Annotated in this window: 24 protein-coding genes and 1 pseudogene; 9 read left to right on the top strand and 16 right to left on the bottom strand. The window is 71.4% G+C overall.

Going from position 1 to position 25,082, the window contains the following annotated elements; genetic code table 11:
- Positions 1–9 precede the first annotated feature (9 nt).
- Positions 10–651, bottom strand: a complete 642-nt coding sequence (gene pcp / locus AB0M80_RS11880) for a pyroglutamyl-peptidase I (RefSeq protein WP_364562491.1) — start codon at positions 649–651, stop codon at positions 10–12.
- A 69-nt stretch (positions 652–720) separates the two neighbouring features.
- Complete coding sequence (locus tag AB0M80_RS11875; protein WP_364562488.1) at positions 721–2,154, bottom strand: M1 family metallopeptidase; 1,434 nt, start codon at positions 2,152–2,154, stop codon at positions 721–723.
- A 147-nt stretch (positions 2,155–2,301) separates the two neighbouring features.
- On the opposite strand from AB0M80_RS11875, the gene AB0M80_RS11870 reads away from it, so the two are divergent.
- Positions 2,302–5,469 carry a BTAD domain-containing putative transcriptional regulator gene (locus AB0M80_RS11870; RefSeq protein ID WP_364562485.1) on the top strand — a complete coding sequence of 1,056 codons (3,168 nt, stop codon included), beginning with the start codon at positions 2,302–2,304 and terminating at the stop codon, positions 5,467–5,469.
- A gap of 87 nt (positions 5,470–5,556) precedes the next feature.
- Here AB0M80_RS11870 and AB0M80_RS11865 read toward each other — a convergent pair whose 3' ends face one another.
- Both AB0M80_RS11865 and AB0M80_RS11860 read right to left on the bottom strand, forming a co-directional pair.
- Positions 5,557–6,363 carry an ABC transporter permease gene (locus tag AB0M80_RS11865; RefSeq protein ID WP_364562482.1) on the bottom strand — a complete coding sequence of 269 codons (807 nt, stop codon included), beginning with the start codon at positions 6,361–6,363 and terminating at the stop codon, positions 5,557–5,559.
- Positions 6,360–7,343 carry an ATP-binding cassette domain-containing protein gene (locus AB0M80_RS11860; protein ID WP_364562480.1) on the bottom strand — a complete coding sequence of 328 codons (984 nt, stop codon included), beginning with the start codon at positions 7,341–7,343 and terminating at the stop codon, positions 6,360–6,362. Before AB0M80_RS11860 ends, AB0M80_RS11865 begins: the two co-directional genes overlap by 4 nt.
- A gap of 162 nt (positions 7,344–7,505) precedes the next feature.
- On the opposite strand from AB0M80_RS11860, the gene AB0M80_RS11855 reads away from it, so the two are divergent.
- Positions 7,506–8,465: an endonuclease/exonuclease/phosphatase family protein gene (locus tag AB0M80_RS11855; RefSeq protein WP_364562477.1), complete on the top strand. Its 960-nt coding sequence runs from the start codon at positions 7,506–7,508 to the stop codon at positions 8,463–8,465.
- Here AB0M80_RS11855 and AB0M80_RS11850 read toward each other — a convergent pair.
- Positions 8,462–9,277: a Sir2 family NAD-dependent protein deacetylase gene (locus tag AB0M80_RS11850; protein WP_364562474.1), complete on the bottom strand. Its 816-nt coding sequence runs from the start codon at positions 9,275–9,277 to the stop codon at positions 8,462–8,464. The genes AB0M80_RS11855 and AB0M80_RS11850 overlap by 4 nt on opposite strands.
- Positions 9,270–9,581, bottom strand: a complete 312-nt coding sequence (locus AB0M80_RS11845; protein WP_364562471.1) for an antibiotic biosynthesis monooxygenase — start codon at positions 9,579–9,581, stop codon at positions 9,270–9,272. The genes AB0M80_RS11850 and AB0M80_RS11845 overlap by 8 nt, the downstream gene beginning before the upstream one ends.
- Positions 9,582–9,632: 51 nt before the next feature.
- Here AB0M80_RS11845 and AB0M80_RS11840 point away from each other — a divergent pair, with 51 nt between their 5' ends.
- Positions 9,633–11,021: an ATP-binding protein gene (locus AB0M80_RS11840; RefSeq protein WP_364562468.1), complete on the top strand. Its 1,389-nt coding sequence runs from the start codon at positions 9,633–9,635 to the stop codon at positions 11,019–11,021.
- Here AB0M80_RS11840 and AB0M80_RS11835 read toward each other — a convergent pair.
- On the bottom strand, positions 11,007–12,413 hold the full coding sequence (locus AB0M80_RS11835) for a M1 family metallopeptidase (RefSeq protein WP_364562465.1): 1,407 nt from the start codon (positions 12,411–12,413) through the stop codon (positions 11,007–11,009). The two genes, AB0M80_RS11840 and AB0M80_RS11835, sit on opposite strands and share 15 nt — an antisense overlap.
- A 74-nt stretch (positions 12,414–12,487) precedes the next feature.
- Between AB0M80_RS11835 and AB0M80_RS11830 the strand changes: the two genes are divergently transcribed.
- Positions 12,488–13,234 (top strand): alpha/beta hydrolase, encoded by a 747-nt coding sequence (locus tag AB0M80_RS11830; protein ID WP_364562462.1) that lies wholly within the window; start codon positions 12,488–12,490, stop codon positions 13,232–13,234.
- 130 nt (positions 13,235–13,364) lie between these two features.
- Here AB0M80_RS11830 and AB0M80_RS11825 read toward each other — a convergent pair whose 3' ends face one another.
- The 5 genes from AB0M80_RS11825 to AB0M80_RS11805 form a co-directional block, all read right to left on the bottom strand.
- On the bottom strand, positions 13,365–14,321 hold the full coding sequence (locus AB0M80_RS11825; RefSeq protein WP_364562459.1) for an N-acetylmuramoyl-L-alanine amidase: 957 nt from the start codon (positions 14,319–14,321) through the stop codon (positions 13,365–13,367).
- A 62-nt stretch (positions 14,322–14,383) separates the two neighbouring features.
- Positions 14,384–15,259 carry an A/G-specific adenine glycosylase gene (locus tag AB0M80_RS11820; protein ID WP_364562457.1) on the bottom strand — a complete coding sequence of 292 codons (876 nt, stop codon included), beginning with the start codon at positions 15,257–15,259 and terminating at the stop codon, positions 14,384–14,386.
- Positions 15,260–15,268: 9 nt separating this feature from the next.
- Positions 15,269–16,228: a glycosyltransferase gene (locus AB0M80_RS11815; protein ID WP_364562454.1), complete on the bottom strand. Its 960-nt coding sequence runs from the start codon at positions 16,226–16,228 to the stop codon at positions 15,269–15,271.
- A gap of 46 nt (positions 16,229–16,274) precedes the next feature.
- Positions 16,275–16,766 (bottom strand): carbonic anhydrase, encoded by a 492-nt coding sequence (locus tag AB0M80_RS11810; RefSeq protein ID WP_364562451.1) that lies wholly within the window; start codon positions 16,764–16,766, stop codon positions 16,275–16,277.
- A gap of 100 nt (positions 16,767–16,866) precedes the next feature.
- Entirely contained in the window at positions 16,867–17,967 is a 1,101-nt protein-coding gene (locus tag AB0M80_RS11805; RefSeq protein WP_364562449.1) for a LacI family DNA-binding transcriptional regulator, read from the bottom strand.
- Positions 17,968–18,144: 177 nt separating this feature from the next.
- Here AB0M80_RS11805 and AB0M80_RS11800 point away from each other — a divergent pair, with 177 nt between their 5' ends.
- From AB0M80_RS11800 to AB0M80_RS11790, 3 genes are read left to right on the top strand one after another with little or no spacing between them, the layout of a single operon-like run.
- Complete coding sequence (locus AB0M80_RS11800) at positions 18,145–19,059, top strand: zinc ABC transporter substrate-binding protein (protein ID WP_364562446.1); 915 nt, start codon at positions 18,145–18,147, stop codon at positions 19,057–19,059.
- A 2-nt stretch (positions 19,060–19,061) separates the two neighbouring features.
- Positions 19,062–19,907 carry a metal ABC transporter ATP-binding protein gene (locus AB0M80_RS11795; RefSeq protein ID WP_364562444.1) on the top strand — a complete coding sequence of 282 codons (846 nt, stop codon included), beginning with the start codon at positions 19,062–19,064 and terminating at the stop codon, positions 19,905–19,907.
- Positions 19,908–19,910: 3 nt separating this feature from the next.
- Entirely contained in the window at positions 19,911–20,792 is an 882-nt protein-coding gene (locus AB0M80_RS11790) for a metal ABC transporter permease (protein WP_364562441.1), read from the top strand.
- Here the strand turns inward: AB0M80_RS11790 and AB0M80_RS11785 are convergent.
- The 3 genes and pseudogenes from AB0M80_RS11785 to AB0M80_RS11775 all read right to left on the bottom strand — a co-directional run.
- The gene (locus tag AB0M80_RS11785; RefSeq protein WP_364562438.1) at positions 20,789–21,997 is read right to left on the bottom strand and encodes a DUF445 domain-containing protein; all 1,209 of its coding nucleotides are present in this window, start codon (positions 21,995–21,997) and stop codon (positions 20,789–20,791) included. The genes AB0M80_RS11790 and AB0M80_RS11785 overlap by 4 nt on opposite strands.
- A gap of 40 nt (positions 21,998–22,037) precedes the next feature.
- Positions 22,038–22,175 (bottom strand): hypothetical protein, encoded by a 138-nt coding sequence (locus tag AB0M80_RS11780; protein ID WP_364562435.1) that lies wholly within the window; start codon positions 22,173–22,175, stop codon positions 22,038–22,040.
- Positions 22,176–22,213: 38 nt separating this feature from the next.
- Positions 22,214–22,366, bottom strand: a pseudogene (locus tag AB0M80_RS11775) (DUF445 domain-containing protein); the annotation flags it as partial.
- 131 nt (positions 22,367–22,497) lie between these two features.
- On the opposite strand from AB0M80_RS11775, the gene AB0M80_RS11770 reads away from it, so the two are divergent.
- Both AB0M80_RS11770 and AB0M80_RS11765 read left to right on the top strand, forming a co-directional pair.
- Positions 22,498–23,409 (top strand): hypothetical protein, encoded by a 912-nt coding sequence (locus AB0M80_RS11770; RefSeq protein WP_364562432.1) that lies wholly within the window; start codon positions 22,498–22,500, stop codon positions 23,407–23,409.
- A 286-nt stretch (positions 23,410–23,695) separates the two neighbouring features.
- Positions 23,696–24,346, top strand: a complete 651-nt coding sequence (locus tag AB0M80_RS11765) for a class II aldolase/adducin family protein (RefSeq protein WP_364562429.1) — start codon at positions 23,696–23,698, stop codon at positions 24,344–24,346.
- Here AB0M80_RS11765 and AB0M80_RS11760 read toward each other — a convergent pair.
- Complete coding sequence (locus AB0M80_RS11760) at positions 24,343–25,014, bottom strand: HD family phosphohydrolase (RefSeq protein WP_364562427.1); 672 nt, start codon at positions 25,012–25,014, stop codon at positions 24,343–24,345. The genes AB0M80_RS11765 and AB0M80_RS11760 overlap by 4 nt on opposite strands.
- Positions 25,015–25,082: the final 68 nt, after the last annotated feature.

The following is a 25,082-nucleotide window of genomic DNA, read 5'->3' as shown; positions in this document are numbered from 1 at the left end:
GGTCGCTCCTCAATGTTCCGCGCCCGCGCTGACCGCCAGGTCTTCGGTGACCGCCGACGCCGTGTCCGCCAGGACGTCCAGCGCGCCGGCCATCCGGTCCACGCTCAACGAGGGCGCGGGTTTGCCCGGGCCCGCGACCTGCTCGGGACTGAACGGAACGTGCACGAAGCCGCCGCGCACGTCCGGGAATTCCGTGGCCAGCAGGTGCATCAGGCCGTAGAAGACCTGGTTGCACACGTACGTCCCGGCGGTGTGGGAGACCGACGCCGGCACGCCCGCGGCGCGGATCGCCGCCACGCACGCCTTCACCGGCAGCGTCGTGAAGTAGGCCGCCGGGCCGTCCGGGACGACCGGGGCATCGACCGGCTGGGCGCCGGCGTTGTCCGGGATGCGGGCGTCGATCAGGTTGATCGCGACGCGCTCCGGGGTCACCTCGGACCGCCCACCCGCCTGGCCGACGCACACCACCAGGTCGGGCCGGTGCTCTTCGAGAGCCCGCCGCAGCGCGGGCAGCGACGCGGCGAACTCGCAGGGCAGCTCCACCGCGGCGACCTCGTCCCGGCGCGCGGCGAGCAGCGAAACCGCCTGCCACGACGGGTTGACCGACTCACCGCCGAACGGCACGAACCCCGTCATCAGCACCCTGGCCATATCTCCTCCGAAAGCCGTGAAGGCCACCTTCACGGACTTTACGTCCCTGAAAGTGGCCTTCACGGACCGTCAGGCGGCGGGCTTGAGCCCACCCGGGAAGAGGTACTGGTCGGCGGGCTTGCCGGCGCCGTACACCCACGCGTCGAAGAAGCCCTTGAGGCTCCGGTGCGCGACGAGTTCGGTGTAGCGCTGGAACTCCTGCATGCTCGCGTTCCCGTCGCGGTGCAGCGACGGCCACGTCTTCAGCACGAAGCCGAACGCCGCCTGCCCGATGTAATTGCGCAGCGCGTGCAGCATCATCGGGCCCTTCGAGTACACGTACGTGAACTCGTTGCCGGCCCCCATGTCGTAGAGCTTGCCGTTCCAGAACGTCGCCGACGCCTTCTTGACGTTGCCGGCGTACCGCTTGTTCAGGTCGACGCCTTCCTTGGCCTCGTCCCACAGCCAGGTGGCGTAGGAGGCGAAGCACTCGTTGAGGCAGACGTCCCGCCAGTGCGCGACCGCCACCGAGTCGCCGTACCACTGGTGGGCGTTCTCGTGCACGATCGTCGGCACCGTGCCGGCCCAGCCCGCGGAGTAGATCGGCCGGCTCATCGTCTCCAGCGAGAAGCCGATCTGCTCGTTGAGGAAGATGCCGCCCGCCGCGTCGATCGGGTACTTGCCGAACTTCGACTCGAGGAAGTCGAGGATCTCCGGCAGCCGCGCCTCGGCCTGCTTGGTCGAGTCGGGGACACCCGGGGCGAACGCGCTGACGATCGGCGTGCCGTCCGTGCGCTTCTGGCGGTCGAAGGTCCACTTGTCGATCGCGACCGTGGTCATGTACGGCACGATCGGCGTTTCCTCGGCCCACACGTGCGTGGTGCCGCCGGGTGCCTTGACCGAGCCGCGCTCACGGCCGTTGGCGATCACGCCCCACTCGTCGGGCACGGTGATCGCGAGGTGGAACGTGGCCTTGTCGAGGGGGGTGTCGTTGACCGGGTACCAGGTGGTCGCCGACTTGGGCTCACCGGCGACGAACGCGCCGCCCGCCTTGGCGTACTGCCAGCCGTTGTTGCCGAGCGCCGGGTCGCTGATCGGCGCGGGCACGCCGTGGTAGGCGATCTTGACCTTGAAGTTCTGGCCCCGCCACAGCGCCCGCCTCGGCGTGATGGCCAGCTCGTGGTCCCCGCTGCGGGTGAACTCGGCGTCGCGGCCGTCGACCTTCACCGAGTCGACGGTCAGGCCGCGCAGGTCCAGGTTGAACGAACTCAGCGACTGCGTCGCCCGTGCGGAGATGTCCTGGTTGCCGGTGAGCTGGTGCGACGCCGGGTCGTAGGCGACCTTGAGGTGGTAGTCGGCGACGTCGTAGCCGCCGTTGCCGTCCTGCGGGTAGTAGCTGTCGCCCGCGCCGTCGCTGCCGGGTTTCGCCGGCCCCCAGCCGTCACCGGCCGCGGCGACCCCGGTGCCGAGGCAGAGACTGGCGACCACGGCGGCCGCCACCACGACCGGTTTCTGTCCCCTCATGAACGCTCCTGTCCGTTTCAGGTGGACCTCGCCCGCAACGTATCGCCACGAACGGGTGAACCGGGAGATCGCGTCGCATTTGTCCGGATAATCAGCACTTCCGTCGGCCCGCCCCGGCGCCGGCCTGCCGTCTGGAAAGCTGGACACATGCGCGTTGCGCTGCTGGGCCCGCTGCGGGCGGCGGAAGACGACGGCACGCCGATCGATATCGGCGGCGCCCGCCTCCGCATGCTCCTGGCCAGGCTCGCGCTGGACGCCGGACGCGCGGTCCCGGCCGGCGCGCTGGTCGACGGGCTCTGGGGCGCCGAACCGCCGTCCGACGCGGCCAACGCCCTGCAGTCGCTGGTTTCGCGGCTGCGGAAGGCGCTGCCGGTGGCCGTCGAATCCGGGCCGGGCGGTTACCGGCTCGCGCTGGCGGCCGGCGACGTCGACGCCGAGCGGTTCGAACGGCTCGCCGCCGAGGGGCGCCGCGAGCTGGCCGCGGGCCGGGACGCCCACGCCGCCGACCTGCTCACCGAGGCCCTTGCGCTTTGGCAGGGCGCCGCCCTCGCCGACGTCCTCGACGCGCCGTTCGCGCCGGCCCCGGCCCGGCGGCTCACCGAACTGCGGGCCGAGGCGGCCGAGGACCGGTTCGAAGCCCTGATCCGGCTGGGCGAGCACGCCGGTGTCCTGGCCGACCTGACCACGGCGGCCGAGGCCGACCCGCTGCGCGAACGGCTCGCCGGGCTGCGGATCCGCGCGCTGTGCGCCGCCGGGCGGCAGTCGGAAGCACTGGCCGTCTACACCGGGCTCCGCCGCACCCTGGCCGATCAGCTCGGCGTCGACCCCTCGGCCGAGCTGCGGGAGATCCACCTCGCCGCGCTGCGAGGCGAGTTCGCGCCGCCCTCGCCGGTGGCCGACCGGCTGCCGACCCGGCTGACCACGTTCATCGGCCGCGACGACGAGCTCAAGCTGCTCGCCGAGCTGCTCGGCGGCGCCCGGCTGGTCACCCTGGCCGGGCCGGGCGGGGCGGGCAAAACCCGGCTGGCCACCGAAGCGGCGTCGCGGCACCCGGCACACCAGCAGGGCCGCGTCTGGTTCGCCGCGCTGGCCGGGGTCCGCAACCCCGACGACGTCGCCGGTGCGCTGCTCGGCGCGCTCGAGGTCCGGGAAATCCGCACGGAGACCGAGGTCCACCGCCGTCCGCCGGACCCGGTGGAACAGGCCGTCGAGGTGCTCGGCGGCGCGGAAGCGCTGCTGGTGCTGGACAACTGCGAGCACGTCGTCGACGCCGCCGCCCAGCTGGCCGACGCCCTGCTGCACCGGGCGCCGAAGCTGCGGATCCTGGCCACCAGCCGCGAGCCGCTGGCGATCACCGGGGAGGCGTTGTGCCCGCTCGGCCCGCTGCCGGTGCCCGCGGAACGCGCCGCGCCCGCGGAGGCCGCCGAGCTCGACTCGACCCGGCTGTTCCTCGACCGGGCGGCCGCCGTCCGCCCCGACTTCGTGCTCGACGAGTCCACTGTGGACCACGTCGGGGAGATCTGCCGCCGGCTCGACGGGATGCCGCTGGCCCTGGAGCTGGCCGCGGCGCGGCTGCGGTCGATGACCGTGGGCCAGATCGCCGGGCGGCTCGGCGACCGCTTCCGGCTGCTGACCTCGGGCAGCCGCACGGCCCTGCCGCGGCAGCGGACGCTGCGCGCGGTCGTCGAGTGGAGCTGGGACCTGCTGACCGACGCCGAACTGGTGCTGGCCCGGCGGCTCGCGGTGTTCACCGGCGGTGCCGAGCTGGGGGCGATCGAGGCCGTCTGCGCGGACGGGCGGCTGCCCGCCGGCGACGTGCCGTACGTGCTCGGCAGCCTCGTCGAGAAGTCCATAGTGGACACAGAGGACGCGGGCAGCGGTGAGCCGCGGTACCGGATGCTGGAGACGCTGCGCGCGTACGCCACCGAGCGGCTGGTGGAGTCGGGCGAGCACGACCGGACGCGCCGGGTGATGGCGTCCTACTACGCCGAGTTCGCCCAGCGGCGGGAGCCGACGCTGCGCACCGCCGAGCAGCTGGCGGCGATCGACGCGTTCGAAGCCGAGAGCGCGAACATGATCGCGGCCCTGCGCGGCGCGATCGAGATGTCCGATGTGGACAACGCGGTCGCCCTGCTGGACGGGATGTTCTGGTACCTCACCATCCTCGGTCAGGGTGGCCGGGTCGGCAGCCTCATCCACGAGACCCTCGAGTTCGGCGACCGCCTGCCCGCTCAGGTCGCGGCCGCCTACCGCGCGCTCGTCTACCTCATGGACGAGATCCCGGTGCGGTCGGACCGGGCCGAAATCATCAAGCTGGTCGACGAGTGCGTGCGCACCGGCGCGGTCGACCGCTACCCCGGGCTCGCGGTCGCCCTGCCGATGCTCGCTTTCCTCGGCGGAGACCGTGAGGTCGCCGTCCGCGAGGTGCGCCGCGCCGAGCAGCACCCGGACCCGTGGACCCGCGCCGGCGGGTACTGGGTGGACAGCTTCCTGCTCGACGACGAGGGGGACGTCGAGGGCGCGGACCGGGCGCGCGATCTGGCCCACGCCGGGTTCGAGGCGGTCGGCGACCGCTGGGGCATCGCGATGACGCTGAGCTTCAAGGGCTACGCGCTGTCCCAGGACGGCCACAGCGCGGAGGCCATCGAGATCTACCAGCGGGGTCTGGCGCTGTCGATGGAGCTGCGGTCGCACGAGGATGCCGTGCAGCACTGGTGGCGGCTGGCCGTCGAGCGCGCGCGAGCCGGGGACTTCGCCGGGGCGTGGCGCGACCAGGAGGCCGCGGAGCGCTACGGCCAGGGCATCACGAACCCGCAGCAGCGCGCGATCCTGATGTTCGGCCGCATCGAACTGCTGCTGCGCACCGGCGAGCTGGCCGAAGCGCGGGCGGTGCTCGACCGCGTCGCCGCGCTCGGCGGCGACGACGACTGGTTCCCCGGCGGCATCGGCGACGAGTGGATCCACGCGTTCGAGGCGCGGTTCCTGCTGGCCCAGGGCCGCGCCGACGAGGCGGAGCGGCACATCGCCGTCGCGATCCGGGCCACGAACCAGCGCGGCGACATGCCGGACATGGCGGGGGCGGTGGAACTGCTGGCGATGATCCGGGCGCAGCAGGGCCGGCCCGAGACGGCGGCCCGGGTGCTGGCGGCGTCCGCCGTCGTCCGCGGGCGGCTGGACCTCGGCAGTCCCGAGGTCCGGGCGCTCATCGCCGACCTCCGTGCGGCGCTGCCGGACTACGACACCGTCCACGGGGAAGTCCGCGGACAGTCCAAAAAGGACTTAATCGCCTGGCTGCTGGACGAGCTGGGGCCGTGATCGGCAAAGCCGGAGGGGACGTCCGCACCCGCGAACGTCCCCTCCGGCTTTCCCCTGGCGCGACTCACCCCCGTGCGTCGGCGCCTCTCAGACCCGCCGGCGGTAGGCCCAGGTGGCCAGCGGGAAGAACACGACCACGGCACCGGCCATCCAGGCCAGCGCCCCGGCCAGCGGACCGGCGACGGGCCCGCCGTTCATCAGGCCGCGCAGCGCGTTGGCCATCAGGCTGACCGGGCTGATGTCCGCCCACGCCCGCAGCCACCCCGGCATGGTGGACGTCTGCACGAACACGTTGCTGCCGAACGTCAGCGGCATGATGAAGACGAACATCAGCGCCTGCGCAGAGCCCGGCGACTTCATCAGCATGCCGACGAACACCGAGCCCCAGCAGAAGCAGAGGCCGAACGCCAGCGCGAGCAGGATCGCCACGGCGAACTCGCCGGGGCTGGTCGCGATCCGGTAGCCCATGATCGTCGCCACGACCATGAGCACGGTCAGGCAGACCACGTAGCGCACGACGTCGGCCAGCACCGCGCCGATCAGCGGGGCCGAGCGGGCGATCGGCATGCTGCGGAACCGGTCGAACACGCCCTTGGTGATGTCGGTGTTGAGGTTCGTGCCCACGGTCAGGCACGCCTGCAGGATGTTCATCACGATGATGCCGGGCACGACCATCTGCAGGTAGGCGTCGGTCGAGCCGGACAGCGCGCCGCCGAAGAGGTAGACGAACATCACCAGGAAGATGATGGGCATCAGGGTGACGTCGGCGAGTTGTTCGGGGTTCTTGCGGATCTTCAGGATGCCGCGCCAAGCCAGCGAAAGCGCGTGCTGGAAACCCTTGCCGGGGCTGATGTGCCGCGGCGGGGCCGGGCGGTCGAGGGCCAGCGTCGTCACGCCAGGCTCCCTTCGAGGTCGCGGGTGGTGTCCTCAGTGGACTCTTCGGCGGCGTGCCCGGTGAGGGCGAGGAACACTTCGTCGAGGCTGGGCAGGCGCAGCGCCAGCTCGTCCGCGGTGATCCCGGCTTCGTCCAGCTTGCGGACCAGGGTGGACAGCAGCACCGGGTCGTTGACCGGCGCGGTGAGCAGCCCGGTCGCGTTGTCGCGGGTCGGGTGCACGCCGGTGAGGTCGCCGAGGATCCGGTTGACCGCATCCATGTCGGACAGCTGGGTCGGCCGGACCTGCAGCGTCTGCCCGCCGACGCGGCGCTTGAGCTCGTCGGCGCGGCCGTCGGCGACGACGCGGCCGTGGTCGAACACGGTGATCTTGTCGGCCAGCTGGTCGGCCTCCTCGAGGTACTGCGTGGTCAGCAGCACCGTCGCGCCCTCGGCGACGAGGCCGCGGACGACGTCCCAGACCTCGTTGCGGGCGTGCGGGTCGAGCCCGGTGGTCGGCTCGTCGAGGTAGAGCACCTCGGGCCGGCCGACGAGGCTGGCCGCCAGGTCGATCCGCCGCCGCATGCCGCCCGAGAAGGTCCGGATCGGCCGTTTGGCCGCGCCGGTCAGCTCGAACCGCTCGATCAGTTCGGTGGCCCGGGCCTTGGCCTGGGCCCGGGAGTGGCCGTACAGCCGGCCGATCAGGACGAGGTTCTCGATGCCGTTGAGGTCCTCGTCGACCGACGCGTACTGCCCGGTCAGCCCGATCAGGCTGCGGACCCGGACCGCGTCGGCGACCACGTCGTAGCCCCCGACCGTGGCTCTCCCGGCGTCCGGTTTCATCAAGGTCGCCAGGATCCGGACGGCGGTCGTCTTGCCGGCGCCGTTCGGCCCGAGCACCCCGACGACCTGGCCGAACGGGACCTCGAGGTCCACCCCGTCCAGCGCCTTGGTGTTCCCGAAGTGTTTGACCAGGCCCTCGGCCTGGATCGCGTGTGACATGGGCGTCCTCCTTTGCTGTCGCGTTCTAGGTGAACTGTGGACGTGGGCTCTGGTAGATCACGCACAGCGCGCTGTCAGGCGCTGGCAGCGGCTGGTGGAGATCTTGTGGAGGAGTTGCCGCAGCCCGGGCCGACTGGCTCCGGTCTCGGCATACTCGGCAGCATGGTGGTTGCGGAAGAGACGCGGTTGCGGCGGAAGCATCCGCTGGTCACGGGCCTGTTGGTGGCGCCGGTGGTGCCTCTGGCGGTGCTGGCGGCGCTGCGCCTGGTCGGCTTCGACGGCGACTGGTACACGCTCATCGCGTTGTCGCTGACGCCGTACGCGGCGGCCGCGGGGGTGCTCCTCGGCGGCGTCGCACTGGCGTTGCGGCGGTGGTGGACCGGTGGGGTCGCCCTGGTGCTGGCGGCCGCGCTGGCCGTCCTCGTGGTCCCGCGGTTGTCGGTGAGCGAGCAGCGCGATGTGCACGGCAAGACCCTGCGCATCCTCTCGTCGAACCTGCTCTACGGCCAGGCGGACCCGGAGGCGGTCGTCCGGCTGGTGCGCGAGCAGCGGATCGACGTCCTGAACCTGGTCGAGATGACCCCGCGCGCGGTCGACGGGCTGACCGCGGCGGGGTTGTTCGAGGCGCTGCCGTACCGGGTGCTGCACCCGGCGCCCGGCGCGTTCGGCTCCGGAATCGTGTCGCGCTTCCCGCTGAAGGAGGTCAACCTGACCGGTGACTCGGCGGCCAAGCAGCCCGGCGCCGAGGCCGACCTCGGCGACGGTGTGGTGGCCGAGCTCGTCGCCGTCCACCCGATCTCCCCGGACGTCGACACGCCGCAGTGGGAGCGGGAGATCAAGGACCTCTCACAGGCGGCGGGCGAGCACGGCCTGCGCATCCTGGCCGGCGACTTCAACGCGACGCTGGACCACGCGGCGTTCCGCACGGTGCTGGCCCGCGGCTACCGCGACGCGGCGGAGGAACGCGGCGCGGGACTGGCCCCGACGTGGCCGTCGTCGATGCCGGTGGTGACGATCGACCACGTGGTGGTGGACAACCGCGCGGCGGTGCTGGACTACCGGGTGTTCGACGTCCCGGGCAGCGACCACCGCGCGGTGTTCGCCGAAGTCCGCCTGCCTTAGTGCCGAAGCCCTGGCAGGAGCCGGGTGAGGGTTTCCAGGGCGCCTGCCGCGATCGACACCCCGCGGCCGTGGCGGATCTGCGGTTCGCGCGGGTTGATGCGGATCAACGCGCCGCTCGCCGCGCTCGCGAGTTCCGCGTAGCGGCGGACCGTCGGGACCGCCTGGCCCGCGCCCAGCTCCACCACCACGAGGTCGCGGGCCGTCCGGCGCCACGCCGTCAGCTCGTCGAGCTGCGCTTGGCTGCGGTCCGGGACCCACGAAAAGTCGCCGAACATCAGGATGTTGGGCCGCGCGAGCCCGCCGCAGCGGGGGCACGACGGCAGTGGCGGCACCGCGCGCATCGTTTCCTGGTCGATCGGCACGGTGACGCCGGACGCCGGCCAGATCTCGGAGGTGCACCCGGCGAGGCACTGCAGGTGGTGGATCGAGCCGTGCGCCTCGGCGACGAACTCGAAGCCCGCTCTCTGGAACTGTCCGTCCACATTGGACGTGAAGACCCGGGCGCCGCCGGGCAGGGCCGCGCCCAGCGAGCGGAGCAGCCGGAAACCGTCGTGCGGCACCGTGTTCCGGTACAGCGAAAGCCGGTGCCCGTAGAAGCCCCAGGCCAGCTCGGGGTCGTCGGCGAAGTGCCGCGGGTCGGCGAGCTCCTCGAACCGCAGCCCGAGCCGGGCATACGGCGGGTACGCGCGCCAGAACCCGTCACCGCCGCGGAAGTCCGGCAGGCCGGAGTCGACGCCCATGCCGGCGCCGGCGCAGATCAGCAGCGCGCCGGCGCCGTCCAGGAGTTCCGCGGCCCTGGCGAGCTCACTCACCCGGCTGCGAGCCGAAGACGACCTCGAACTCCAGGAGGTTCGCCCGGGTGGACACGGGCTTGGCGCGCTCACCCGAGTGCGCCGCCGCGGCCGGGCCGCCCTTCGCCCACGCCTGGTAGTGCTCCTCGGTCTCCCACTTCGTGTACACGAAGTAGCGCGTCTCGCCGGAAACCGGCCGCAGCAGCTCGAACCCGAGGAAACCGGGCTGCTCGTCGACGGAGTGCATGCGGGCGGCGAACCGCTTCTCCAGCTCGGGTCCGGCGCCTTCGGGGACCTCGATCGCGTTGATCTTCACGACACTCATGGCCTCCAGCGTAGTTGGCTGCCGGGTGTGATCCGTGCCACTGTGGAAGTCATGGGGAGCACCGAGCGCGATCTGGCCACCGATATCGCCCGGATCGTCCGCGCCACCGCGAACGAGGTCGCGGGCGGCCCGGCCAACGAACTGATCGAGCGCGTGACCGGCCACCTGGGGGCACCGCTGCCCGAGGTGGTGGTCGTGACCCGGAACTGGCCGATGTGGGAGCACGCCAACATCCAGCGCGGGGTCGACGCCTACCTCGCCGAACACGGCACGGCCGTGGCCTGGTTCGGCATCGCGGGCGGCCAGCGCACGCACGAAGACCTCATCGGGATGCTCGCCATCGCGCGCAAGCAGGGGATGTACGAGCTCGGCTCGGTCGACTACACGACGACGGCGATCGGCCCGGACGACGCGACCGAAGCCGTCCAGCTGGGGCTGGTCGGCACCAGCGCGCCGGGCGGGGAGCCCGTGCTGCTCGCCATCCGCGGCGCGACCCCGCAGTGGGGGCTCGAGCAGTGCCGGCTGGAGGTCCTCGCGACGTCGCGGGTGACCGCCACCGAAGTGCGCGACCGCGTCGAGCGGCTGATGACCGAGCACGACCTCCTGCGGGGTCAGGTGCTGGCCTTCGGCACCAGCGAGCACCGCGGCAACGAGCTGCTCACGTTCCTCCCCCGGCCGACGCTGACCGGCGAGGAGGTCGTGCTGCCGGACGGCGTGCTCGACGCGATCGAGCGGCACACGGTCGGCATCGCCCAACACGGCAAGCGGCTGCTGGCCGCGGGCCAGCACCTCAAACGCGGGCTGCTGCTGCACGGCCTGCCCGGCACCGGCAAGACGCACACGGTCCGCTACCTGATGGGCCGCCTGCCGGACACCACGGTGATCATCCTGACCGGCACGGCGATGAAGCTCGTGGGCAAGGCCGCGGAGCTGGCGCGGCGGCTGCAGCCCAGCGTGGTCGTGCTCGAGGACGTCGACCTGATCGCGCAGGACCGCAGCTACGGACCGATGGTCCAGCCACTGCTGTTCACCCTGCTCGACGCGATGGACGGCGTGGGCGGCGACGCCGACGTCACGTTCCTGCTCACCACCAACCGGGCGAGCGAGCTGGAGAAGGCCCTCGCGGACCGGCCCGGCCGCGTCGACCTCGCCGTCGAGATCCCGCTCCCGGACGCGGCCGGGCGCGAAGCGCTGCTTCGCCTGTACGCGCGCGGGCTGGAGCTGACGGCGGACCTCGGCCCGATCGTCGACGCGACGGCGGGGATGACGGCGTCGTTCGCGAAGGAGCTGCTGCGCCGGGCGTCGCTGCGGGCCCTGGCGGTGCGCCCGGACGCGGACGTCGTCGTCGGGGACTGGGAGCTGACCACGGCGTTGCGGGAGATGCTGGACGCGCGGAGTGCGCTGACGCGGTCGCTGCTGGGCAGTTCAGCTACGCAGTGAGCCGGGGAAGAGCTCGGCGTCGGCGGGGAGCTTCGTGCCGCGGAACCAGGCGTCGAAGAACGCCCGGAGGTTCTTGCCGCTGAGCCGCGTCGTCATCGCCTCGAAGTCGGCCCAGGTCGCGTTGCCGTGGCGGTAGCGGGACGGCCACTCGCGCAGCAGCCGGCCGAACGCCGGGTCGCCGATTTCGCGGCGGAGTGCGTGCAGCGCCAGGATGCCCTTGTTGTAGACGCCTTCGAATTCGTGGCCCTGCCCCATGCCGACCAGCTTCTGCGCCCAGAAGTCGGTGCTGGCGTGGGTGATCTCGATGGCCGCGCGGTAACGGTCGTCCAGGCTCTGGCCCTCGCGCTCGGCCCACAGCCACTGCGCGTACGACGCGAAGCACTCGTTCAGGCAGATGTCGGACCAGTCCCGCACCGACACCGAGTCGCCGAACCACTGGTGGGCGTTCTCGTGCACCAGCGTCGGCAGGTCGGCCCACTTCGCGTACGTCGGGCGGGTTTGCGTCTCGAGCGAGAAGGGGACTTCCTCGTTCAGGAAGATCCCGCCCGCGGCCGACTGCGGGTACGGCCCGAACTTGCCGCTCAGGAAGCCGAGCACCTCCGGCAGGCGGCCGCCGATCGCGCGGCGGTCTTCGGTGCCCGGCGCGTACGCCGACAGCACCGGGGTCCCGTCGGGCAATGTCGACCTGTCGACACCGAACTTGCCGATCGCGATCGTCGTCAGGTAGCTCGCCACCGGGGTGGGCTCGGTCCAGGTGCCGGGCGGGCCCTCGCGGCCGTTCGAGACGACCGTCCACCCCGCCGGGACGTGCGCGGTGAGCGTGAAGGTGGCCTTGTCGCGCGGGGTCTCGTTCACCGGGTACCAGAACGCCGCCGAGTGCGGCTCGCCGACCATGTAGGCGCCGCCGTCGGCCGAGTGCTTCCAGCCGTTTTCGCTGCCGCCGTCGTGCGGGGTCTTCGCCGGGTCGCCGCCGTAGGTCACCCGCGTGCGGAAGGTCGTCCCGGCCCGGAGCGGTTCCGGCGGCGTGACGACCAGCTCGAACGCCTTTTCGCGGCCGAACTGCGCCGGCTTGCCGTCGACCTCGACGCTGTGCACGTCCAGCCCGCGCAGGTCGAGGTCGAAGCGGCTGAGGTCCTGGGTGGCTTTCGCGGTCACCGTGGTGTCGCCGTCGAGGTGCCCGCTCGGCGGGTCGTACGTCACGCCGACCTGGTAGCCGAGGGCGTCGTAACCGCCGTTGCCGTCGTCGGGGTAGTACGGATCGCCGGCACCGGCGGCTCCGGGTGCGGGGTGCATGGGTGGTGGCGGGGGCGGCACCGTGACGGCGTCACCACCGCACGCCACGGCGAGGACCACCGCGGCGCAGACGGCGAGTGCGGTGGGCCGGCGGCGCATACGACCACCATAGGTGATGGAAAGCGATCACCTGGTCACGTTCCGCACCAGGGGTTTTGTGGTTAGGTGGCCGCGTGTTCTGTTTCGGCGGCAGCGGCGTGCCGATCGTTCTGCTGCACGGCCTGATGGGCCGGGCGCGGACGTGGTGGCGGGTCGCGGAGTGGCTCCGGCCCTACGGCGCGGTGTACGGCTTGGACGCGCGTGGCCACGGCAACGCGCCGCGCGTCGGGCCGTGGACCACCGAGCGCTTCGCCGACGACGTCGCCGAAGCGCTGCGGGCCCTGGACGCCGGCCCGGCCGTGCTCATCGGGCACTCGATGGGCGGCCTGCACGCGTGGGCGACCGCCGCGCGCCACCCGGAGCTGGTGCGCGCGGTCGTGTCCGAAGACTTCGCGCCGGACCAGCGCGGCCGGACCGTGGAGACCTGGCGGGGGTACTTCGAGAGCTGGCCGGTCCCGTTCAAGTCGCTCGACCACGTCCGGGAGTTCTTCGGCGACGCGGGCGAGTACTTCGCGGACTGCGTCGAGGAGCGCGAGGACGGCCTCCACCTGGTCGCGGACCTCGAGGACCTGTACGTCATCGCCGCCGAGTGGGGACGCCGGGACTACTGGGACGTCGTCGAGGCGATCCGCTGCCCGTTGCTGCTGGTCGAGGGCGAGCACACGGCGATGCCGCCGGGCCAGCAGGCGCTCGTCGCCGACCGCGTCCCGGGAGCGAAGCACCTGGTGGTGCCGGGCTCGGCCCACCTGCCCCACGACGAAGCCCCGGAGACCTACCGCGGTGCGGTGGAAGCCTTCCTCAGCCAGGTCCTGACCCGCTGAACCGGACGACACGCGTACCTGGACGGACGACACGCGTACCGGGATGGACGACACAACCGGCGCGACGTTGAGCCGCCGTGTCGTCCAACCGAGTACGCGTGTCGTCCCGTTGGGGACGCGTGTCGTCCCGCTACGTGCGGGCCAGGTCCGCTCGCCAGGCCGCCGTGGAGCGGTCGGCCGGGACGATCAGCGGCCAGACGTCCGCGCCGAGGAAGCCGGTTTCGTCGGCCGCGCGTGCGGCCCGGCAGGTGTCGCGGCGCAGCCCGGCCTGGACGGACAACGCGGCGACGGCGTCCTTTGTGGACTTTCCGAAGACGCCGTCGGTGGGCACGTCGAAACCGGACGCCCGCAGGAACTGCTGCGCCAGCTGGACCTTCTTGCCCGTGTCGCCCGGCTTCAGCAGCGGCCACTCGGCTTCGGAACGCGTCACCGCGACGCCGAGGACGCGCCCCACCGCCGTCCGCAGTTCGGGCAGCCGGTTGTAGAGCACCTGGCCGGGGCACTCGGTCGAGTTGAAGTCGCGGTGACCCTTGATGAACGCCGGCGCGATGCCGTACTGGTCCGCGATGTACGCGACGAGCGAAACCAGCGAGTTCCACAGCGCTTGCGGCACGTCGACCGTGCTGTACAGGCCTTCGTTCTCGATGCCGATGACCTCGCTGTTGTGGTTGCCCACGTTCGCGCCCTGGACGTGCTGCGTGCCGCCCCGCAGGATTTCGAGGCTGCGGTGCCTGCCTTCGGTGATGTGCCCGCCGCGGCTGTTCGTGAACTGCTGGCCGCTGTCGATCCAGCCGTTCTTGTCCATGTGCAGGTTCTGGATGAAGCGCGAGACGTAGAACGCGCGCGCCAGCGAAAAGTCGTTGTCGGCCGTCGGATCGACCGCGTGGTGCACGACGATGTACGTCGGCTTGTGGTTCTCCACCACGATCGGGCCCGCGGCGGGCCGGGCACCCCACTCGGACGTCGGGTGGATCGTCGGGATCGGCACGGCCGCGCCGGCCGTCCCCGTGGTCGTCATCCCCAGTGCGCCGGCCGCGGTCGCGGTCACCCCCGCCTTGAGCAGGGTCCGGCGGTCAACAGTGACCATGCGGAAACGGTAACTCCGCACCGTGCCGAAGACAACTATTGACCAACTTTGGTTGTAGTGCGTCAGTGTTCACCCGGGAGGGCGAAGAGGCCGTCCCGGGTCTGTTCGAGCAGGCCGTCGACCAGCAGGGAGTCCAGGCAGCGGTCGCGCTGACCGCCGTCGTGCCAGACGAGGTCCAGCTTCGCCTTCTCGACCGGGCCTTCGGTGCCGCGCAGGACGTCCAGCAGCCGCCCGCGGACGTACCGGTCGGTGCCCGCGTACCGCTGCACCGGCTTGGCCGGGCCGGTGTACTCCGGCCGCCCGGCGTGCTGCCACGCGCAGGCGTCGTAGATCGGGCAGTCCGCGCACCGCGGGGCGCGCGCGGTGCAGATCAGCGCGCCGAGTTCCATGATCGCCGCCGAGAACTTCGCCGCCGGGGCGTCCTCGGCCGGCAGCAGTGCCTCGACGTCGGCCATGTCGCGGGTGTTGGACGCGGGCCCGGCGTCACCGGCCCCGTGCACCGCCCGCGCGACGACCCGCCGCACGTTCGTGTCGACCACCGGCGCGCGGCGCCCGTAGGCGAACGCGGCGACGGCGCGCGCGGTGTAGGCCCCGATCCCGGGCAGCGCCAGCAGAGTGTCCACATCGGACGGAACGACGTCGCCGTGTTCGGCCGCGATCACCCCCGCCGCCTGGTGCAGCCGCAGCGCGCGGCGCGGGTAGCCGAGCTTGCCCCAGGCCCGCACGACCTCGCCCTGCGACGACGCCGCCAAAGCCGAGGGCACCGGCCAGCGTGCCATCCACTCGAGCCAGATCGGCTGCACGCGGACGACCGGTGTCTGCTGCAGCATGATTTCGCTGACCAGCACGCCCCAGGCGGAGCAGTCCGGCTCACGCCAGGGCAGGTCCCGGCCGTGTGCGGAAAACCAGTCGAGCAGTACGTCAGCGTCCACAGCCACGCCGGGAGGCTACTTCACCTCGGGGAGGCGCTCGCGGGCCACTTCCTCCGGGGACGGCATGGCGGCGATCTCCGCGGCGATCGCGCGGGCCGCGTCACGGCAGGGAGCCGCCTTCCGTGCCTGTTCGGTGACGGCGTCCGCGCTCAGTTCGCCGGGCAGGAGACGCAGTGCGGCACCCGCGGCGACGAGCGCCTCGGCGTTGGCGAACTGGTCGGCGCCCTGGGGTAGGACCAGCTGCGGGACGCCCGCGGCGAGCGCGCCCAGCGTGGTGCCGCTGCCGCCGTGGTGCACGACGAGGGCGGCGTGTGGCAGCACCTCCGCCTGCGGAACCCAGGGGTGCAGGGTCACGTGGTCCGGCACGCTGCCGAGCTCCTGCGGTCGCACCCGCCCGGTGGCGACGACCACGTGACCGCCGAGCGCGGCCAGGCCGCGGATGGCGGCGGTGAGCACCTCGGGCGTGCCGAACGCGGTGCCGAGCGTCAGGTGGGTGAACGGCGCCGGCGGGCGCTCGAAGCGGCCTGGCTCCGCGAAGGGCACGGGACGCAGGGCGATCCGGTCGGCGGTCGCGAGGAAGGCCTCGTCCTGCAACGACGGCGGGCAGATGTCGAGGTGGCGCCCACCGTCCGGCCGCTCGAACCCGATGCCGCTGGGGAACATCCGGCCGAACCCGTGCCAGAGAGCCGGGATCCCGGCGCGGCGCGCGGCGACGGCCACCTCGGGGACACCCCAGCCGTGCACGACGAGGTCCGGCCGCAGCCGCGCCAGGTCCGGCTCGAGGTCTTCGGCGTAGATCTCGTAGAACGAGTCCGCGGGCCGGAACGGGTTGAGCCCGAGCCGGTGCAGCGGCGGGTGGACGTGCTCACCCGCCGCGAAGTGCACCTCGTGCCCGATGTCCCGCGCCGCGATCGCGAGCGGGAGCATCGGGAACGTGTGGCCTTCCGACGCGAGGCCGGCGAAGAGCACGCGCATGTTGTCCCCATTCGGATGTCTAGAACATCTGAATGGGGACGATAGCCTACTCGACCTCGCTGAGCTTTCCGGTCTTGACGTCGTAGACGAAGCCGCGGACGTTCTCGGTGTGCGGCAGGTAGGCGCTGCGCCGCACCCGCTCCACCGACGTCCGGACGCTGTTCTCGACGTTGCGGAACGCCTCGACCGACCAGGTCGGCCGCAGCCCGGTGTCGGTCTCCAGCTCGTCCTTGAAGTCGTCCTCGGTCACCATCGAAAGGCCGCACTCGGTGTGCTGGACGATCAGCACCTCGCGGGTGCCGAGCTTGCGCTGCGAAAGCGCCAGCGAGCGGATCATGTCGTCGGTCACGACGCCGCCCGCGTTGCGGAGGACGTGCGACTCGCCTTGCAGCAGGCCGAACAGCTCGAACACCCGGATCCGGGCGTCCATGCAGGTCAGGACGGCCACCTGCAGCGACGGCTTCGGGGACGACCGGTCACCCGGCGTCACCTCGCCGAGCTCCTGGTTGCGCTTGAGCAATACGTCGATCGAGGTCATCGGTCACCTTCCGGCCAGTGGCCCCGCGGCGCGGGCGTACCACTCCATTTGACCGGGTGTACATGCCGATGGGCAATGCACTACGGGCAATGTCACGGGGTCAGCCCCCGAACCAGGGCTCCTCGACGGTCCGCGGCGGCGCCGACGTCCGCCCGAGGCGCAGCTCGGTCGGCAGGGTGATCGTCTTGGGTGCGCTCCGCTCGCCGGAGCTGAGCAGCAGCCGCCCGGCCGTCTTGCCCTTTTCGAGCACCGGCTGGTGGACCGTGGTGAGCCCGATCCGCTCGGCTTCGGCGATGCCGTCGAAGCCGGTGACGGTCAGGTCCTGCGGCACCCGCAGCCCGCGCCGCTCGGCCTCGGCCATGGCGCCGAGCGCGAGGATGTCCGAGGTGCAGATCACGGCGGTGATCTGCGGGTATGCGTCCAGCAGCTGGCGGGCCGCGGACGCGCCGTCGTCCACTGTGTGGTCGAACCGCTCGACCACCGGGACGCCCGCCCAGTCGACGCCCGCCCCCGAGAACGCGGCGGCCAGTGCCTCCAGCCGGGTGCGCTGGACGTGGAAGTGCGCGCCGCTCTGACGCGCCGGCGACACGAAGTCGTCGTTGCGCTCGCGCGCCAGCCGCATGCAGATCACGCCGACCTGCCGGTGGCCCAGCGAGACGAGGTGTTCGGCGAGCTTGCCGACCGCCGCCGCGTCGTCCGGGCCGACGCGGTCGATCCCTTCGATGCTCGGCTGGTCGATGATCACCGTCGGCACCGGCCGCTCCAGCACGGCGGCCAGGTGCGGGTCGTCGTCCGGCACCGAGTAGACGACGAAGCCGTCGACGCCCGCGCGGTGCACCGCGGCGACGTCTTCGCGGCCCGGGCTGGCCGGCACCAGGTGCAAGCCGACGCCGGCGTCTTCGCAAGCCAGGGCCAGTCCTTCGAGCACGCCGACGGCGGCGGGGTCGCGGAAGGCGTAGGAGAGGTTCTCGGTGAGCAGCAGCCCGACCGCGCCCGCCTTGCGCGTGCGCAGGGAGCGGGCGACCGGGTCGGGTCCGGGGTAGCCGAGCCGCCGCGCGGTCTCGAGGACCCGACGGCGCAGTTCCGGGGACAGCTGGTCCGGCCGGTTGTAGGCGTTGGACACCGTGGTCCTGGACACACCGAGCTCCGCCGCGAGCGACGCCAGTGTCGCCTGCCTCCGGGTGCGAATAGGACGTCCCATCAGCAAACCGTAACGGTTCAGATCGTTTTCCTGAAGAGACACCCCGCGTGGTCGATGTCTCGATCCGCATGCGTGAAGACGCATACACCAAACGACGATCGGATGGCCAGGAAGTCATCCGGATGGGGTAAGGTGAATCTGACAACGGTTTCCATTAGCGTCTGCAGGAGTCCTTCGATGAGTTCCCGCCGCACCAGGAGCGTGCTCGCCGCCGCTTCGGCCCTGTCCGTGTTCGCCCTGGCCGCCTGCTCCGGCGGCGGGACGTCGAGCTCGGACGGCGGGGCGCAGCCCGGGGCCGCCGGCAAGATCAAGGTCGTCGCGTCGACCGACGTCTGGGGCAGCGTGGTCAGCGCCGTCGGCGGCGACCGGGTCGAGGTCAAGTCGATCATCCACGACCCCTCGGCCGACCCGCACTCGTACGAGACGACGGCGGACGACGCGCTCGCGGCGAAGGACGCGAAGCTGCTGCTCTCCAACGGCGGCGGCTACGACGAGTTCTTCGACAAGCTCACCGGCCAGGCGGGGGACGCGAAGAAGCTCGTCGCCTACGACATCGCCGCGACCGGCGACGAGAACGAGCACGTCTGGTACGACCTGCCCGGCGTCGACAAGGTCGCCGACCAGCTCGCCGCGCAGCTCGGCGAGCTCCAGCCGGCGGCCAAGCAGCAGTTCGCCGACAACGCGACCGCGTTCAAGGCGAAGGTCGACGCGCTCGAGAAGCGGCTCGGCGAGCTCGGCACCACCCACCCGGGTACGAAGGTCGTCGTCACCGAGCCGGTCGCGCACTACCTGCTGAAGAGCGCGAAGATCACCGACGCGACGCCCAAGGCGTTCTCGGACGCGGTGGAGAACGACACCGACGTCCCGGCCGACGCGGTGAACACCTACAAGCAGCTCATCGCGACCAAACAGGTCAAGGCCCTGATCAACAACGCGCAGACGGTGACGCCGCTGACCCAGGACGTCGTCGGGCAGGCGAAGGCCGCCGGCGTCGGCGTGGTGGACGTGACCGAAACGCTCCCCGCGGGTGTGACCGACTACATTGGCTGGATGACCGGGGAAGTCGACGAGCTGGCTGGGGCGTTGAAGTAGCCATGGCACCCGTATCGGACGACGTACGCCCCGCGGTCCGGGTCCGCGGGGCGGGGCTCGCGTTCGGCCCCCGCACCCTCTGGTCGGGGCTGGACCTCGTCGTCGAGCCGGGGGAGTTCCTCGCCGTGCTCGGCCCGAACGGGTCCGGCAAGAGCAGCTTCCTCAAGGCGCTGCTCGGCATGCAGGACCTCTCGGCGGGCACGGTCGAAATCGCGGGCGGCCGCCCGGGCGGCGCGAACCGCAAGATCGGGTACATCCCGCAGCAGCGCGCGATCGACGAGTCGCTGACGCTGCGCGGCGTCGACCTGGTCGGGCTGGGGCTCGACGGGCACCGCTGGGGTCCCGGGCTCACCGGCATGGCGGCGCGCCGCCGTCGAGTTTCCGAAGCGATCGAAGCGGTGGGGGCCACGCGGTACGCGAAGCAGCCCGTCGGCCGGTTGTCCGGTGGCGAGCAGCAACGGCTGCGGGTGGCGCAGGCCCTGGTCGGCGACCCCGAGGTGCTGCTGTGCGACGAGCCGCTGCTGTCGCTCGACCTCGCCCACCAGCGCGCGATCAGCGAGCTGATCGACGAGCGGCGGCAGTCGGCGGGGACCGCCGTGCTGTTCGTGACGCACGAGATCAACCCGGTGCTGCCGTTCGTCGACCGCGTGTTGTACCTGGTCAACGGTCAGTTCCGGATCGGCAAGCCGGACGAGGTCATGACCACCGAGACGCTGTCGCAGTTGTACGGCACCCGCGTCGAGGTGCTCAAGGTCGGCGGCCAGATCCACATCGCGGGTGCGCAGAGCGCGTTGTGCGAGGGGGAGCCGCACCACCACGAACACGACGTCGAAGAGCAAGTGGGCTGAGTCTTGGATCTGTTCGACTTCGGCAAGACCTGGGAGCTGATCACCGAGCTCGAGGGCGTCCAGACGGCGCTGCTGGCGGCGGCGATCCTCGGCCTGGTGGCGGGGGTGCTGGGCCCGCTGATCGTGATGCGGCGGATGTCGTTCGCGGTGCACGGCACGTCGGAGCTGGCGTTCACCGGCGGCGCGGCGGCCCTGCTGCTCGGGATCGGCGTCGAGTACGGCGCGCTGATCGGCGCGGTGGTGGCGGCCCTGCTGCTGGGCATCCTGGGCGCGCGTGACGCCGACCGCGACTCGGTGATCGGCGTGATCCTGTCGTTCGGCCTCGGCATGGGCGTGCTGTTCCTGTCGTTCTACAAAGGACGGTCCGGGAACAAGTTCGGGATCCTCACCGGCCAGATCATCACGATCGACTCGACGAACCTGACGTTGTTCGTCGTGTCTTCGGTGGTGGTGCTGGCGGTGCTGGCGCTGGTGTACCGGCCACTGCTGTTCGCTTCGGTGGACCGGAACGTGGCCGTGGCGCGCGGGGTTCCGGTGAAGACGCTGACGGTGGTGTTCGCACTTCTGGTGGGTGTTTCGACCGCGTTGAGCGTGAAGGTGGTCGGCTCGCTGCTGGTGGTGGCGCTGATGGTGACCCCCGCCGCGGCGGCGGCTCGCGTGACGGCGTCGCCGTGGAAGGCCACGGTGCTCTCGGTCGTGTTCGCCGAGGTGTCGGCGATCGGCGGGATCGTCCTGTCACTCGCCCCGGGTCTGCCGGTGAGCGCGTTCGTGACGGCGATTTCGTTCTTGATCTACGTGGTGTGCCGGGTGCTCGCCTGGCAACGGGACCGGCGCACGCGGGTCCGGTCGGTGGACCCGGCCCCGGACCTGGTCGCGGCGGCCTAACCCAGCATCAGCAGGACCTGCAGCTCACCGACCACGAACCCGATCACCCCGCCGACGGCGATCAGCTTCCACTCGTCCTGCCGGAACGCCGGGCGCAGGAGTCCCTCGAATTCCAGCGGCGTCAAGGCCAGCATCCGCTGCTCGATCACCTTCGCGACGTCCATCGCCTCGGTCAGGTACCCCTCGGCGTACCGAGCGGTGTCGGGCAGCTGCTCCAACGCCTTGGTCGCCGCGGCGTGCTTCATCTCCCGCAGCCGCGTCCCACCCACCGCCCGGGCGAGGGGCACCTGCGCGTCGACCGTTTCCGAAACCAGGTTCTCCACCAGCACCGCCAGCCGGTCGGCGCGGGGGCCGCGCAGGACCGCGTCCAGGAGGTTCGGCACCGTCAGGATCTCGTTCGCGATCAGCTCGCCGTACTGCCGCGCCACCTCGGCCCGGCGGCGCTGGAACTTGCCCTGGAAGATCACCCGGCCCACGCGCACCGGCTCGCGCGGGACGAAGATGAGCTTGATCGCCAGCCAGTCGGTGCACAGCCCGATGACCCCGCCGAAGATCGGCAGCACCCACGGCTCGCGCGTGAACGCCCACACGATCGTCTGGACGAGGCCGAGCCCGAAGCCGAAGTAGATCCCCATCCGCGCGATGAACGCCATCTCCGGCCGGGACGTCTCGCGGATCAGCCGGACGAGCAGTGCCTTGTCCCTGGTCAGCCGCTGGACCGTCATGTGCTGGACGTCGAGCACTTCGTCGAGGTTCTCGCGGACGTCGTCGAGGAACTCCCGCACCAGCCGCGGTGCCGCCGCCTGGACCTGCTTGATCAGCATCTCCTGCGCCAGCGTCGGCATGACCTCCCACAGCCGCGGGTGGTGCTCGGCCAGCACTTCGCGCGCGGTGTGGCCGACCGCGCGCAGCAGCGGCTGCTCAAGTTCGCTGGTGATGATCACCGGGTCGATCTGCCCGAAGACCTCTTTCAGGTCGAGCAGGTTCGCCGTCAGCAGCTCGGTCGCGACCGCGGCCATCCGCCCGCCGTGCTTCGGGACGACGCCCTGCCAGCCGAGCAGCGGCGGGATCCCGATGAAGTCCAGCGGCCGGAACATCATCTCGATGGCGACGCGCTTGGTGACGTACCCGATCAGCGCCGCGACGAACGGCATCGCCGCGTACAGCGGCCAGTGCAGGGCGAGGTCGTGCAGGACAGCGTCCATTCCGACCTCCCTCGCCGTGCCGAGAGCAAAACCGTACCGGCTACCCGAGCAGGACCAGCAGCTGCAACTCGCCGACGAGCCCGCCGATCACCGCACCGACGACGATCAGCTTCCACTCGTCCTGCCGGAACGCCGGCCGCAGGATGCCTTCGAACTCGAGGGCGGTCAGCTGCTGCATCTTCGTGACGATCTGTTCCGGACGTCGAGCGCCGGCGGTTCGAGCTCTTTGACCATTTCTTCCGGATCGAGCCGGGCGAAGATCTCCTGCGGGTCGACGAGGCTGCGGGTCAGCAGGTCGACGGCCGTGGTGGCCATGCGCCGCGCGTTCGCGGGGATGACGCCCTGCCAGCCGAGGAACGGCCGGATGCCGGTGCGGCCTCGTCGCGTCAACCGCTGGTCAACTGCGGTCAGAATGCCATGCGTCACCGGGGGTTCCCGAATTCGTGATGCATCCGTTTGGCGGTACGTCTTCACGGACCCCGGCTCATTAAGGTGGCCCGATGGTCGCGCCTGAGAAGCCCCAGCCCGCCCCGAAGACAGCCAAGTTCGCCGTGGGCGTCCGCGGCTACAACCAGCGTCAGGTCGACGAGCGTCTCGCCGAGCTGACCAAAGAGCTCCGCGAGACGTCCCGCAACCGCGACGATGCCGTCGCGACGTCCTCGGACCTCACTAAGGCGCTCTCCTACGCGCAGAAGGAGCTGGCCGAGACGAAGGCCGCGCTCGCGCGGATGAGCTCGAGCCCGTCCGGCGCCGGCGCGATGGCCGAGCGCGTCCGGATGATGATGCAGCTCGCCGAGGAGGAGATCGCGGACCTGCGTTCGGCGGCCGAAGCCGACGCGGCGTCGACCCGCGAGCAGGCGGACAAGTACGCGCACGAGACCCGCCGCACGGCCGACAAGCTGGCGAAGGACGCGGAGGAGGAGCGCGCGCGCTTGCTTTCGCAGGCGAAGGGCGAAATCGAGAAGCTGAACGCGGCCGCGGGCGCGAAGAGGGTCGAGCTGTCCGCGGCGGCCGACCGCGCCCGCAAGGAAGCGGACGCGAAGGCCGAGGCCGAGGCGGCGGCGGCGCGGGCCGAGGCGGACCGGGTGGCTTCGGCGGAACTGGCCCGGCGGAAGAAGGAGTTCGAGGAGGAGTTCGCGCGCAAGAAGCAGGAGACGGAGGCCGCGCTGGCTTCGGCTCAGGCGCAGCAGGCATCGGCCGATCAGAACCGGAAGCTGGCCCTGGACCTGCGGGCGAAGATCGCCGAGCGAATCGCGGCGACGGACGTGGCGGTCAAGGAGGCGATGCGGCTGCTGGCGCCGGCGGACGAGGCGCCTGCGAACGGGGACCGGAAGCCTACGCCGGCTCCGGCTGCTTCTCCTGCTCCGGCTGCTTCGGCTGCTCCGGCTTCGAAGGCTCCGGCGAAGGCTTAGTTATCCACATCGGTCCGGGTTGTCCACAGATTTCGGGAGCCGGCGTTTTCGCAGGCCAGGACCGGTAGACTGGACTTGGGGACGCCCCCCGGGACGGGTGGGGGCTGCGTGTGGGGCTGCGTGTGGCCGGGAACGGGCCACACCGCCGGGCCGGCTCGGACCGGTGCCTTCCGCACCCGGCCCGCTCGGCAAAGCGCGTGAATCCCCCAGTCGGGGAGGTGGCCGAAGCTCGTGGGTGGCAATCTGCACAGCAGTTGCTTGATCACCCACGAGACGGGACCTGCGCATGATCCTCGAGACCGAGCGGGCCGCCGTGTGCGCCTACGCGCGCCGGATGGTCGGTGATGGCCTGGTCGTCGGCACGTCCGGGAACGTCTCCCTGCGGGCCGGCGACCTCGTCGCCGTCACCCCGACCGGTGTCGCCTACTCGAGCATGACCCCGGCCGACATCCCGGTCGTCGATCTCGGGGGTGCGGTGGTCGACGGCTCGCTCCGGCCGACCAGTGAACTGCCGATGCACCTGTCCGTGTACTGGGACGTTCGTGACCCGGACAGTGAGCCCGTGACCGCCGTCGTCCACACGCACTCGCCGCACGCCACCGCCGTGTCGACGCTCGTGCGCGAGGTTCCGCCCATCCACTACATCATCGCCACGATCGGGCCGTCGGTGCGCGTTGCGCGCTACGCCACCTACGGCACGCCGGACCTCGCCGCCGCCGTGCTGGAGGCGCTCGAAGGGCGCCGTGGCTGCCTGCTGGCCAACCACGGCACCCTCACCTACGGCGACGGCCTCGAGGCCGCCTACCACCGCGCCCAGCAGCTCGAGTGGGCCTGCCGCGTGTGGCTGCTCGCGCAGAGCGCCGGCCGGCCCAGCCTGCTGCCGCCGCCCGAGGTCGCCAACGTCGTCGAGCGGCTGCGAGGCTACGGGCAGGGCTAGGAAGCCAGCTGGACCGCGTCCAGCAGCTCGACGACTGTCGGGTCGTCGACGGCCTCCTTGATGCACTGCCACAGCTGCAGGTTGGCCATCGCCCACCGCGAGTACGTCGCGGCCGCCTCCGGGTTGTAGAAGTAATACCCCTCGTCGTGGACGTCGCACTGCTCGCCAACGATCTTGTGCGCCAGCTCGCGCAGGCTCAGCCCGTTTTCGCGCAGGTACCGGTGCGCCAGCACCACCGGCGTCACCGGCAGCGCTTTGAACAACGTGTCCGCGTCGCTCAGTGCCTGTGCTTCCAGTGAAATGTCCCGCCCGCGGGTCGCCATTTCCGCCTCGTCGATGATCTCGTCGATCCACCGCGCGACGTGCGGCGGAACGCCGCACTCGGTGAGGATTTCCAGCCGCAGGCTCCGGCCCGCCGCGGCGGGTGAGTTCCGGAGCACCAGGTAGTTGACGTCGTGCACCAGCGCGGCCACTTCCACCACCGCGGCGTCGGCCCCGTTGTGCCGGGCGAATCCGACCGCCTTCGCGCGGACGAAACTCACGTGGTGCCAGCCGTGGAACTGCAGCCGATCGGCGTACTGCCGGCAGAGCCGGTGGACCCTTTTTTCGACAGTACCGACGACGGCGTCAACGATTGCGTGGTCGATCGTGCTTTCCTGCGTGCGCATACACCTCTCCCATCCCGGCCGTGGTGTTCAGACGGGTGGAGTAATGGTAAGCGCCGCTGACGCCGGTG

This window comes from Amycolatopsis sp. NPDC051045 (assembly GCF_040682955.1).
Taxonomy (GTDB): domain Bacteria; phylum Actinomycetota; class Actinomycetes; order Mycobacteriales; family Pseudonocardiaceae; genus Amycolatopsis.
This window is presented reverse-complemented; position numbering and strand designations above follow the sequence as displayed.